Genomic DNA, 12349 nt, shown 5'->3' with positions numbered 1-12349 from the left:
ACATGCCGTTCGAGACGCTCGCGAAGCTGCGTCGCGCGCTCGTGCCGGGCGGGGTGCTCGTGGTGCTGGGCCTGGCGCGGCCGAGCACGCCGGTGGACTGGGCGCGGGCCGTGGCGGCGGTGCCGGTCAACGCGCTCGCCCGGCTGGTCGTCTACGCGGGTGAGCGGCTGAACGGCGGCCCCGAGGACGGCCCGAAGGCCCCGGTGGTCGACGACTTCCCCACGATGGCCGACGTGCGCCGCGAGGCGGCCCGGCTGCTGCCCGGGAGCACCGTACGGTCGCTGTTCTTCTGGCGCACGTTGATCACTTACCGTGAGCACGGCGTGGGTGACCCGACTGGCGGGTGAAGTTCATCCCCGTCGCCGACCGGTACTCGCTAGATGTGGAGGCAGCGTTTCCACCAGCGAGAACGGGGTCTTCATGCGCATCACCCGGCTGCTCACCGCCGTCGTCTCGGCAGCTGTCCTGCTGCCGGCGTCGGCCACTGTGGCGTCTCCGGCGTCCGCGGCGACCGTCGGCAGCTACGTCGCCCTCGGCGACTCCTACACCTCCGGGCCGTTCATCCCCACCCAGCGGCTCGACCCGCTCGGCTGCGGGCGGTCCACCGCGAACTACCCGTCGGTGCTCGCCGCCGCGCTGCACGCCGGCCGGTTCACCGACGTCAGCTGCGCCGGGGCGGACACCACGAACCTGACGCGGCCACAGGGCGTGCCGTTCAACGGCACCAACCCGCCGCAGCTGGGCGCGCTGCGGATCGACACCGACCTGGTCACCCTCGGCATCGGCGGCAACGACTACGGCATCTTCGGCAGCCTGACCTCGACGTGCCCGGGCCTGCGGGCGAGCGACCCGACGGGCAACCCCTGCGAAGAGCACTTCAAGGGCTCGGTCGCCTCGGCGATCGACAACATCGGGCCGCGGGTCGAGGCGGTCCTCGCCGCGATCCACGAGCGCTCGCCGAAGGCTCGGGTGGTGCTGGTCGGCTACCCGCGGATCGCGCCGGAAAAGGGCTACTGCCCGGACGTGCTGCCGTTCGCCGACGGCGACTACGCGTGGCTGAACGGCGTCGAGGAGAAGCTGAACTCCACGCTGTCCGACGCCGCGGACGCCGACGGCGCGACGGAGTTCGTCGACACGTTCGGCCCGTCCCGCGGCCACGACGCGTGCGCGCGCGGCGGCTCGGCGTGGATCAACGGGAAGGACCAGAACGTCTTCGAGGCAGCTGCCTACCACCCGTTCAAGGCGGGCATGGCGGGCGTGGCGGGGGTGGTGCTCAAGGCGCTGCGCTGACGAACTCCAGCACGATCCGGGCGAACTCGTCCGGCAGCTCGGCCGGGGCGCCGTGCCCCGCGTCGACCTCGGCGGCGCGCGCGTGCGGGATCGCGGCGACCAGCTCCCGCTGCTGCTCCGCCGTGACCAGCCGGTCGTGCGCGCTGCCGAGCACCAGCACCGGCGCGGTGATGGCGCCGAGCACCGGGCGCAGGTCGACGGCGCGGTCGGTCTCGATCTGGCGGTCCGCGCCGGGCTGGATCACCGTGTCGAGCGTCTTGACGAGCTGCTCGTTGCTCTCGCCGGTGGCCTGCTCCCAGTAGCGCGGGCCGAAGGCCATCAGCGGGAGCAGCCGCGCGAAGGACCCGGTTTCGAGCAGGTCCAGCCAGAAGCGGAATTCGGCGTCCTGGCGGGTGTCCGTGACGGGCCAGGCGGCGTGCAGCACCGCTGTCCGGACGCGGTCCGGGCGGGTGCCCGCCAGGTGCGCCGCCACGACCGCGCCGAGGGAATGGCCGACGACGTGGGCGTGGTCGACGCCCGCGTGGTCCAGGACGGCTTCGGCTTGGGCGGCCAGGTCTTCGACGCTGATCGGGCCGCCGTCGTCGGTGGTCAGCCCGGAGCCGGGGAAGTCGGGGGCGAGGACGGTGAAGCCGACGGCGCGCGCCGTCAGGAAGTCCCACTGCTCGCGGGAGGCGGCGGTGCCGTGCAGCAGGAGCAGCGCGGGGCCGTCCCCGGTCCGGTCGTAGTGGACGGTCGTGCCGCCGAGCGTCACTTCGGGCATGGGTCGGGCTCCTTCAGGCGATCGAGCGGAGGGCGGCGGTGAACGCGCGCGGGTCCTCCTGGTGCGGGAGGTGCCCGCAGCCGGCGAGGACGTGCACCCGGGCGCCGGGCGTCTCGGCGGCGCAGGCGCGCGGGACTTCGAGGGGGATCTGGCCGTCCAGCTCGCCGTGCAGGTAGGTGATCGGGACCTTCAGGTCCTTCAGCCGCGGCCGCGGGTCGTAGGTGGTGCACTCGGTGAAGAGTTCGTCGATGTAGACGCCGGAGTCGAGCAGCTGCCGGACGGTCCAGCCGACCAGCTCGGGCGCGGCCTTCGGCCCGAACCAGTCCGGCACCCAGCCGGCGACGGTGCCGGCACGGTCGTCAACGAGCTGTTCCCGCAGCTCACGCACCTTGGCGAGCATGCCGGTGCTCGGCCAGTAGCCCGGGCTGTCGACGGCGACGACGCGCTCGACCAGCTCGGGCCGGGCGAGCGCGAGTTCGGTGGCGAAGACGCCGCCGATGCTGGACCCGACGACGGTGGGGTGGATCCCGAGTGTCTCGATCAGGCCGGCGAGGTCGTCGACGACGCCGGCGATGGTGTTGCCCTCGGCGGGGTGGTCCGAGCGGCCGCACCCGCGCCAGTCGACGGTGACGACGCGGTGATCGCGCACGAGATCGGGCAGGCACGACTGCCAGACGCGGCCGCTGGTCCCCCAGCCGTGCAGGAGCAGCAGGGCGGGGCCGGTACCGGCGTCTTCGTAGTGCAGCCGGGTGTGGTTCACGGTGGTGTAAGGCATGCCTTGAGCTTGGTCCCGGCTTCGGCGCCTTTCGATGGGCAGTTCGCTCGTACACTCATCACGAGCGGTGATGAATGGGGTGTCTCGTGGAGCTTCGCCAGCTCAGGTACTTCGTGACGGTGGCCGAGGAGCTGCACTTCGGGCGCGCGGCGGAGCGACTGCACATCGTCCAGCCGGCGGTGAGCCAGCAGGTGCGGCGGCTGGAGCGGTCGCTGGGGGTGTCGTTGTTGTCGCGGACGACGCGTTCGGTGGTCTTGTCGGAGGCCGGACAGCGGTTCCTGCCGCACGCGCGTGCGGTACTGGCGGCGGCCGACCGGGCCGCGGACTCGGTGGCAGACTTCCGCGCCGCCGGGCCGTTGGTCCGGCTGGGGACGAGCGAAGGCCTGGGCGACCGGCTGGACGCGTTGCTGAGCGCTTTCGCGCGCCTGGCGCCTTCGGCGTCCTTGGAGCTGGTCCACGCGCCGACTTCGCAACGCCTCCAGCGCGTCCGGGACGGCTCGCTGTCCGCGACCATCGTGCGGGGCTCGTGGCCGTTCTCCGGGCTCGACTTCACTCCCTTGTGGACGGACGAGGTCCTGGTGGCCCTGCCCGCTTCACACCCGCTGGCGGCTTCGGTCGAGGTCGCGTTCGCCGAGCTGGCATCGTTGCCGGTGCGGCTCCCGGCCCGGTCGCGGAACCCGCCGTTGCACGATCTGGTCGTCGCTTGCTGCCGCGAAGCCGGGTTCGAACCGGTGCTGGGCAAGGAGTTCACGACGGCGCAGGACACGTTGGGGACGCTGGGTTTCGGGCGGCCGCACTGGACGGTGTTCTACCGGGCGCACGCGAACCTTCTGCCGGTACCGGGCGTGGCGTTCCGGCCGTTGCGCGATCCCGCACCGCGGATGCCGGCGTACCTGGCGACCCCGGCGGACCGCCGCTTGACCCCGGAGGTGGTGGCGTTGATCGAGGCGGCCCGCGAAACCGAGGATGGCTGAGGCGGCACTTTCGCAGGGAAAGTGCCGCCTCGGCGACCTCAGGAAGCCGGCAGCGCGGCGAGGCGGACGGTGATGCGGTCGATGTCCGCCACCGCCGTTTCCTTGCGCACCTTGATCTTGTCGATCACCGGGGCCGGGGCCTTCGCGATGAACGCCTCGTTGCCCAGCTTCGCTTCCGTCTGCGTCAGCTCCTTCTGGGCCGCCGCCAGGTCCTTCTCCAGGCGCTTGCGCTCGGCCGCGACGTCGACCGTGCCCGAGAGGTCCAGCTCCACCGTCACCACGCCGTCCGCCAGCGCCACTTCCAGGGACGCGCTGGCCGCGAACTCGTCGGCCGGCGGGGTCAGGCGCACCAGGGACCGGACCGCCTCTTCGTGGCCGCCGGTGTAGCCCGCCAGGCGGGACGCCACCTTCTGGCCCGGCTTCAGGCCCTGGTCGGCGCGGAAGCGGCGGATCTCCGTCACCAGCTTCTGGACGTCCGCGATCCGGGCGTCGGCCACCGCGTCCGCGTAGCCCTCAAACGCGGCCGGCCACGAAGCGATCACCAGCGACTCGCCGCCGGTCAGCGCCGTCCAGAGCTTCTCCGTGATGAACGGGATGAACGGGTGCAGCAGCCGGAGCACCGTGTCGAGCACGTGCCCCAGAACGGACCGGGTCGCCGCGACTCGCGAGGAGTCCCCTTGGTAGAGCTGGACTTTCGCCAGCTCCAGGTACCAGTCGCACAGCTCGTTCCAGGTGAACTGGTAGAGCGCGCCCGCCACCTTCGCGAACTGGAAGTCCTCGAACAGGCCGTCCACTTCGGACACCAACGCGCTCAGGCGGCCCAGGATCCAGCGGTCCGCTTCCGTCAGGTCGGCGGCAGGCGGAAGGGCGGAAGCGACCGAAGCGCCGTTCATCATCGCGAACTTCGTGGCGTTCCACAGCTTCGTGCAGAAGTTGCGGGAGCCCGCCGCCCACTCGTCGGCCAGTGCCATGTCCGCGCCCGGGTTCGCGCCGCGGGCGAGGGTGAAGCGGGTGGCGTCCGCGCCGTACGCGTCCATCCACTCCAGCGGGTCGATCACGTTGCCGCGCGACTTCGACATCTTCTTGCCGTTCGCGTCCCGGATCAGGCCGTGCAGGTACACGTGGTCGAACGGCTGCGCGCCCTGCATCTGGTGCACGCCGAACATCATCATCCGGACGACCCAGAAGAACAGGATGTCGTAGCCCGTCGAGAGCACGCTCGTCGGATAGAACTTGGCCAAGTCCTCGGAAGCCGAAGGCCAGCCCAACGTCGACATCGGCCACAGGCCCGACGAGAACCACGTGTCCAGCACGTCCGGGTCCTGCGTCCAGCCCTCGCCCGACGGCGGCTGCTCGTCCGGACCGACGCAGACGACTTCGCCGTCCGGGCCGTAGTACACCGGGATGCGGTGGCCCCACCACAGCTGGCGCGAAATCGTCCAGTCGTGCATGTTGTCGACCCAGTCGAAGTACCGCTTGCCCAGCTCCGGCGGGTGGATCTTGGTGCGGCCGTCGCGGACCGCGTCGCCTGCCAGCTTGGCCAGCTCCTCGACCTTGACCCACCACTGCAGCGACAGCCGCGGCTCGACGACCGTGTCGCAGCGGGAGCAGTGCCCGACCGCGTGGACGTACGGGCGCTTCTCGGCGACGATCCGGCCCAGCTCGCGCAGCGCCGCGACCACCGCGGGCCGTGCCTCGAACCGGTCGAGGCCCTCGAACGGGCCGGCGACCGTGATTTCGGCCTTCTCGTTCATCACGGTGAGCATCGGCAGGTCGTGGCGGCGGCCGATCTCGAAGTCGTTCGGGTCGTGCGCCGGGGTGACCTTCACCGCACCGGTGCCGAACTCGGGGTCGACGTGCTTGTCGGCCACGATCGGGATGCGGCGGCCGGTCAGCGGGAGCTCGACCTCGGTGCCGACCAGGTGCGCGTACCGCTCGTCGTCCGGGTGGACGGCGACCGCGGTGTCGCCCAGCATCGTCTCCGCGCGCGTCGTCGCCACGACGATGGCGTCGGCACCGTCGCCGTAGCGGATCGACACGAGTTCGCCGTCGTCGTCGTTGTGGTCGACCTCGATGTCCGACAGCGCCGTCCGGCAGCGCGGGCACCAGTTGATGATCCGCTCGGCGCGGTAGATCAGGCCCTCGTCGAAGAAGTTCTTGAACACCGTCTGGACGGCCTTGGAGAGGTTCTCGTCCATGGTGAAGCGCTCACGCGACCAGTCGACGCCGTCGCCGAGGCGCTTCATCTGGCCGAGGATCTTGCCGCCGTACTCGGCCTTCCACTCCCAGACGCGCTCGACGAACTTCTCGCGGCCCAGGTCGTGGCGGGAAAGGCCCTCGCCGGCCAGCTGGCGCTCGACGACGTTCTGCGTCGCGATGCCCGCGTGGTCCATGCCCGGCAGCCACAGCACCTCGTAGCCCTGCATGCGACGGCGGCGGCTCATCGCGTCCATCAGGGTGTGGTTGAGCGCGTGGCCCATGTGCAGCGAACCGGTCACGTTCGGCGGCGGCAGTACGATCGAGAACGGCGGCTTCTCCGACGAGGCGTCGGCCGTGAAGTACCCGGCCGCTACCCAGCGGTCGTACATCGGTGCTTCCTCGGCGGCCGGGTCCCAGGCACCCGGAAGGTCGGTGGTCTGCTGCGGAGCGTTCTCGGTCACAATGGACAAGTCTACGAACCCGTCACGGCGGGTCACCCAGGGGGAAGGCACTCGGGATGGCACAGCCTCACCAGCCGCAGGATCCGGACGACCGGCGCCTCGAGACGCACCCGGACCTGATGAACCCGGATTGGCAGAAGTTCGCCGAGCGGGACGCCTGGCTGGGCGCCAAGAAGGACCTCAGGAAGCGCCGCAAGCGGGAGCAGCGCGCGGGCGGCTTCCAGCGCCCGGGGCAGAGCCGCTGGCCGGGCGTGCTGGCCCTGCTCGTCGTGGCCGGCCTGGTCGCCGCGGCGCTCATCGTGCACCAGATCCAGGGCGTCGGCGTCAACGAAGACCCGTTCGTCTTCTTCGGGTCGTAACGCTCGTTCCCCGCTGTCGATGATCAGGCATCGACCTTGGGGGAAGCACGTGGACGACGACAACCTGCTCGACTCGCACCCGGACCTGATGGACCCGGAGTGGCGCAAGCACGCGCAGACGGACGCCTGGCTGGGCGCCAAGAAGGACCGGAAGCAGTTCCGCAAGCAGCAGATGCGCAGCGCGCGGAGGCCCCGGCGGCGCTGGTGGATCTTCGCCGTGTTCGTGCTGATCCTCGGCGTGACCACGGCGGCGATCGTGTACGTCGGGCGCCGGCCCGCCCCGGTGGCCGGACCGCCGAACCCGACGCAGGTGGCGCAGTTCGCCCACGTCGACCTGGCCCGGCCGTACGACGGCACGCCGGCCCAGAACTGGCCGAAGGGCCTCGACGGCATCACCTCGCCCGCCGCCGCGCCGGTCGGCGCCTTCAAGGCCGAAGCGGTCGCGGACGCCTACGCGAAGACCCGGCAGGCGATCACCGCCGCCCACCTCGACCCCGCCGTGCTGTTCGCGCACGACCCGAAGGCCTTCCTCGCGCTCTTCGCCCCGGACCAGCGCGAGCAGCTGGCGCCGCGGCTGGCCGCAAAGCCGGCGAAGGACCAGGCCGGCTTCGACTCCTACCTGACCGAGATCGCCGACGGCTACCACCTCCTCGACGCGGGCCCCCGCACGTTCGGCACACTCACCGCGCGGCCTGGCGAAAAGCCCGGTGAGCTGGCCGTCGACGCGAAGTACGTGATCTCCTACGCCTTCGACAACGTCCACCCGGAGACGCTGACCAGCCCGAACGAGATCGTCAGCTTCCTGCGCGTGGACGAGACCTACGTCGTCGCCGCCGGCTCCCGAGTCGCGAAGAGCAGCCAAGGGCTGTGGCTCGACGGCGGGCAGAGCGCGACCTCGTCGGTCGGCTGCGCCGCCTTCAGGGAGGGTTTCCTCGCCCCTGGCTACGCGAACCCGCCGGCCGGTCCGTCGGCCGGCGACCAGGACGCGCCCGGCTACTACGACCCGAAGTACCCGGTCCCGACCATCGACGACTGCCACTGACCCACCCGCACTCCCGCAGGGGGTGCGTCACATCCAGATGCACAGCCTGGACTGCACAGTTAAACTGTGTACATGGGCGAAGTACCTCCGCACGTGGCCGAAAGCGCCGGCTGGCTCCGCGGTGTCGTCGGGCAGCTGCACCGGCGGCTGCGCCAGGTCGACAACGCCGGGATCCTGACGCCGTCGCAGTCCGCCGTGCTCAACCGGCTGCACCGGGCGGGCCCGGCCACCCAGGGTGAGCTGGCCGCCGCCGAGCACGTGCGGCAGCAGTCCATGGCCGCCACCCTCGGCGTCCTCGACGAGCTCGGCTACCTCGCCCGCACACCCGATCCCGCAGACCGGCGGCGTGTGGTGATCAGCCTGTCCCCCGCCGGTCGCGACACCGTGCGCGGCATCCTCCAGCACCGCGAAGAGTGGCTGGCCCAGGCGTTGCTGGACGAGCTGTCCCCCGCCGAGCTCGACGTCGTCACGCGCGCGCTGCCGCTGCTGCAGCGCGTGGCCCAGCACTGAAGGGAAGCCCCACGACCACCGTCACCGCCCCCGCCAAGTTCGGCGCCCGCCTGGTCACCCCGCTGGTGGCAGGCGCGGTGCTCAACCCGATCAACTCCACCCTCATCGCCGTCGCGCTCGTGCCGATCGGGCAGAGCTTCAGCGCCGGCCCCGGCCAGACCGCGTGGCTGATCTCGGCGCTGTACCTCGCCACCGCGGTCGGGCAGCCGGTGGTCGGGCTGCTCGTCGACCGCTACGGCGCCCGCCGCGTGCTGCTGGCCGGCGCGACGCTGGTGATCGTCGCCGGGATCGCGGGGATGATCCCGCTCTCGGTCGGCTGGCTGACGGGCGTGCGGGTGGTGCTCGGCCTCGGCACGTGCGCCGGGTTCCCGGCCGCGATGGCCGTGCTGCGCCACCACGCCGAAGCTAACGGCCAGGGCGTGCCCGCCCGCGTGCTTTCGGTGCTGTCGATGTCCGCGCAGACGGTGATGGTGATCGGCCCGACGCTGGGCGGCGTGCTGATCGGGCTGTTCGGCTGGCCGGCGATCTTCGCCGTCAACATCCCGCTCGCCGGGCTTTCGCTGGTGCTGACGCTGCTGTGGGTGCCCGCGAACGACCGGGGCGAGCGCACCGCCACCCGGATCGACGTGCTCGGCATCGCGCTGTTCTCCGCGACGCTGCTGGCGCTGCTGTTCTTCCTGATGGCCCCGGGTGCCGAGGCGTGGCTGCTCGCCGTCGTCGCCGCCTTCGGGACCGCGTTCGCCCTCGTCGAGCTGCGGCGCGACCACCCCTTCCTCGACCTGCGGATGCTCGCGGCCAACAGCGCGATCCTGCGCACCTACCTGCGGCAGGCGCTGAGCTTCATGGCCATCTACGCGATCATGTTCGGTTACGTTCAATGGCTCGAGACCGCGCGACGGCTGTCCGAGGAGGCCGCCGGGCTGATGCTGCTGCCGATGTCGGGCACGGCGGTCTGCGCCGCGGCGTTTTCGGGGCGCGCGTCCGGGATCAAGGCGCGGCTGGTCACCGTGGCGGTCGCGCTGGCCGGCGGCTCGGCGTTGCTGCTGTTCGTCCACGACAACACGGGGTCGGGCGCGCTGCTCGCGCTGGCGGCGTTGTTCGGCCTGGCGCAGGGTCTGACCAGTGTCGCGAACCAGACAACGCTCTACGGCGAGGCGCCCGCCGAGCAGATGGGCACCGCGAGCGGCCTGTTCCGCACGGCCCAGTACCTCGGCGCGATCGTGGCCTCGACGCTCATCGCCCTCTGCTACGGCCCGCACGCGGATTCCGCCGGGCTGCACCGGCTCGCCGTCGCGCTGGTCGTCATCAGCGCCCTGTTGCTCGTCGTCACCGTCGCCGACCGCGGCCTGCGCGCCGCAAAGGTGAAATCGGCGTGAGGCGACGCAACTTTCCTAGGGAAAGTGCGCGCCGCAGCGTGAGGCGACGCATCTTTCCTGGAGAAAGTGGCGCGCTGGTCGTGTGACCCACCCCTGTTAGCGCGCGCGATCATCGAGGCGGACGATGGGCACATGACCCGTGAAGCGCCGGCGCAGGACGTGGACGAGACCCGCCTCGAGGTGGGCAAGCCGAAGGGCTGGGCGGCCGGGATACCCGGGGTCGCCGTGTCGCTCGCCCGCAGCGTCGAGCAGATGGGCACCGGCCGGACGATCAAGGCGCTGCGGCTGCTGAACCAGCGCGAGGGCTTCGACTGCCCCGGCTGCGCGTGGCCGGAACCGCGTGAGGTCGACGGCGAGAAGCGCAAGCTGGCCGAGTTCTGCGAAAACGGCGCCAAGGCCGTCGCCGAGGAGGCCACGAAACGGCGGGTGGACCGCGGGTTCTTCGCGAAGCACCCGATCGAAGACCTCCGGAGCAAGACCGACTACTGGCTCGGCCAGCAGGGCCGGATCACCGAGCCGTTCGTACTGCGCGAAGGCGCGACGCACTACGAGCCGATCTCCTGGGACGACGCGTTCGAGCTCGTCGCCGGCGAGCTGAAGACGCTGACCGACCCGAACGAGGCGTTCTTCTACACCTCCGGGCGCACCAGCAACGAGGCCGCGTTCCTCTACCAGCTGATGGTGCGTTCCTTCGGCACCAACAACCTGCCGGACTGCTCCAACATGTGCCACGAGTCCTCGGGCGCGGCGCTGTCGGCCACCACCGGCGTCGGCAAGGGCTCGGTCAGCCTGGCCGACATCCACAAGGCGGACCTGATCGTCGTCGTCGGGCAGAACCCGGGCACCAACCACCCGCGGATGCTCTCGGCGCTCGAAGTCGCCAAGGGCCACGGCGCCAAGGTCATCGCCGTGAACCCGTTGCCCGAAGCCGGGTTGATGCGGTTCAAGAACCCGCAGAACGTCCGCGGCGTCGTCGGCAAGGGCACGCCGCTGGCCGACGAGTTCGCCCAGATCCGCCTGGGCGGCGACCTCGCGCTGTTCCAGGCCGTCGGGCACCTGCTGCTCGCCTGGGACGAAGAAGCGCCGGGCGCGATCGTCGACCGCGAGTTCGTCGCGCAGGCCACCGAAGGCTTCGACGACTACGCGAAGCACCTGCGGGAGATCGACTGGCCCGAGGTCGAGCGCGCCACCGGGCTGCCGCGCGAGCAGATCGAGCGCGTCGCGCGGATGATCGCGTCGTCGGAGCGGACGATCTACTGCTGGGCGATGGGCCTGACGCAGCACAAGCACGCCGTGCCGACGATCTCCGAGATCGCGAACCTGGCGCTGATGCGCGGCATGATCGGCAAGCCCGGCGCGGGCCTGTGCCCGGTGCGCGGGCACTCGAACGTCCAGGGCGACCGGACGATGGGCATCTGGGAGAAGATGCCGCAGTCCTTCATGGACGCCCTCGCCGCCGAGTTCGGCATCGAAGTCCCGCGCGAGCACGGCCTCGACACCGTCGACGCGATCCGCGCGATGCGCGACGGCCGCGGCAAGGTCTTCTTCGCCGTCGGCGGCAACTTCGCGTCGGCGACGCCGGACACGGACGCCACCGAGAAGGCGCTCGAGTCGTGCTCGCTGACCGTCCACGTCTCGACGAAGCTGAACCGGTCGCACGTCGTCCACGGCCGCACGGCGCTGATCCTGCCGACGCTCGGGCGCACCGAGCGCGACGTCCAGGCGAGCGGCGAGCAGTTCGTCACGGTCGAGGACTCGATGTCGCAGGTGCACACCTCCCGCGGCCGTCTCACGCCGGCGAGCGAGCACCTGCTCTCCGAGGTCGCCATCGTCGCCCGGCTCGCGGAAAAGCTGTTCGGCGCGGGCCACGCGGTACCGTGGCGGACGTTCGAGACCGACTACGACCTGATCCGCGACCGGATCTCGCGGGTCGTGCCCGGCTGCCACGACTACAACCGCCGCGTCCGCGAGCCCGACGGGTTCGTGCTGCCGCACGCGCCGCGCGACTCCCGCGAGTTCACCGGCACGGCCACCGGCAAGGGCAACTTCACGGTCTCGGAGCTGGAGTACCCGCAGGCGCCCGAGGGCAGGCTGCTGCTGCAGACGATGCGCAGCCACGACCAGTACAACACCACGATCTACGGCCTTTCCGACCGCTACCGCGGCATCGAGAACGCCCGCCGGGTGGTGCTGGTGAACCCGGACGACATCGCCGCGCTCGGCCTGACCGACGGCGCACTGGTCGACCTGGTCTCCGAGTGGCGCGACGGCGACCGCCGGGCACCTTCGTTCCGCGTCGTGGCGTACCCGACAGCCCGCGGCTGCGCGGCGGCGTACTTCCCCGAGGCGAACGCCCTGGTCCCGCTGGACTCGGTGGCGGACAAGTCGAACACCCCGGTGTCGAAGGCGATCGTGGTGCGGCTCGAGCACCGGCACTGACTCGCCGGGGCGGCGGGGAAGTCAGGGGGCCGGAGCGACAGGGAAGTCCCGCCCCGCCCGCAGCGGACCGGCGACCACGATCACCGTCGCCACCGCGAGCACGCCGAGCATCGCCCACACCGCCGCCCGCGGTCCCGCGAGCGCGCCGAGGGCCCCGTCCAGCA

At 71.4% G+C, this 12349-nt stretch carries 10 protein-coding genes and 1 pseudogene; 8 read left to right on the top strand and 3 right to left on the bottom strand.

Going from position 1 to position 12349, the window contains the following annotated elements; genetic code table 11:
• Window positions 1–347 (top strand): annotated as a pseudogene (locus tag G3I65_RS08450) (class I SAM-dependent methyltransferase); the annotation flags it as partial.
• A gap of 73 nt (window positions 348–420) precedes the next feature.
• On the top strand, window positions 421–1290 hold the full coding sequence (locus G3I65_RS08445; RefSeq protein ID WP_160695596.1) for an SGNH/GDSL hydrolase family protein: 870 nt from the start codon (window positions 421–423) through the stop codon (window positions 1288–1290).
• Here the strand turns inward: G3I65_RS08445 and G3I65_RS08440 are convergent.
• Both G3I65_RS08440 and G3I65_RS08435 read right to left on the bottom strand, forming a co-directional pair.
• Window positions 1274–2050: an alpha/beta fold hydrolase gene (locus tag G3I65_RS08440; protein WP_160695595.1), complete on the bottom strand. Its 777-nt coding sequence runs from the start codon at window positions 2048–2050 to the stop codon at window positions 1274–1276. The two genes, G3I65_RS08445 and G3I65_RS08440, sit on opposite strands and share 17 nt — an antisense overlap.
• A 13-nt stretch (window positions 2051–2063) precedes the next feature.
• Window positions 2064–2825, bottom strand: coding sequence for an alpha/beta fold hydrolase (locus G3I65_RS08435; RefSeq protein ID WP_160695594.1), 762 nt, complete (start codon window positions 2823–2825; stop codon window positions 2064–2066).
• A gap of 86 nt (window positions 2826–2911) precedes the next feature.
• Here G3I65_RS08435 and G3I65_RS08430 point away from each other — a divergent pair, with 86 nt between their 5' ends.
• Window positions 2912–3799 (top strand): LysR family transcriptional regulator, encoded by an 888-nt coding sequence (locus G3I65_RS08430; RefSeq protein WP_160695593.1) that lies wholly within the window; start codon window positions 2912–2914, stop codon window positions 3797–3799.
• Window positions 3800–3837: 38 nt separating this feature from the next.
• On the opposite strand, the gene G3I65_RS08425 is transcribed toward G3I65_RS08430, so the two are convergent.
• Entirely contained in the window at window positions 3838–6459 is a 2622-nt protein-coding gene (locus G3I65_RS08425) for a valine--tRNA ligase (protein ID WP_160695592.1), read from the bottom strand.
• A 56-nt stretch (window positions 6460–6515) separates the two neighbouring features.
• Between G3I65_RS08425 and G3I65_RS08420 the strand changes: the two genes are divergently transcribed.
• From G3I65_RS08420 to G3I65_RS08400, 5 genes are all read left to right on the top strand, one after another.
• A complete protein-coding gene (locus G3I65_RS08420; protein ID WP_160695591.1) occupies window positions 6516–6818 on the top strand; it encodes a hypothetical protein in 303 nt (100 codons plus the stop codon).
• A gap of 49 nt (window positions 6819–6867) precedes the next feature.
• Window positions 6868–7860: a hypothetical protein gene (locus G3I65_RS08415; RefSeq protein WP_160695590.1), complete on the top strand. Its 993-nt coding sequence runs from the start codon at window positions 6868–6870 to the stop codon at window positions 7858–7860.
• 72 nt (window positions 7861–7932) lie between these two features.
• Window positions 7933–8370, top strand: a complete 438-nt coding sequence (locus tag G3I65_RS08410) for a MarR family winged helix-turn-helix transcriptional regulator (protein ID WP_160695589.1) — start codon at window positions 7933–7935, stop codon at window positions 8368–8370.
• Window positions 8371–8435: 65 nt separating this feature from the next.
• Window positions 8436–9746 carry an MFS transporter gene (locus G3I65_RS08405; RefSeq protein ID WP_160695588.1) on the top strand — a complete coding sequence of 437 codons (1311 nt, stop codon included), beginning with the start codon at window positions 8436–8438 and terminating at the stop codon, window positions 9744–9746.
• A 132-nt stretch (window positions 9747–9878) separates the two neighbouring features.
• Window positions 9879–12185, top strand: a complete 2307-nt coding sequence (locus tag G3I65_RS08400) for an FdhF/YdeP family oxidoreductase (protein ID WP_160695587.1) — start codon at window positions 9879–9881, stop codon at window positions 12183–12185.
• Window positions 12186–12349: the final 164 nt, after the last annotated feature.

This window comes from Amycolatopsis sp. SID8362 (assembly GCF_010550475.1).
Classification (GTDB): domain Bacteria; phylum Actinomycetota; class Actinomycetes; order Mycobacteriales; family Pseudonocardiaceae; genus Amycolatopsis; species Amycolatopsis eburnea.
The sequence above is the reverse complement of the archived record's forward strand: the minus strand, read 5'-3'. Positions and strand labels throughout refer to the sequence as shown.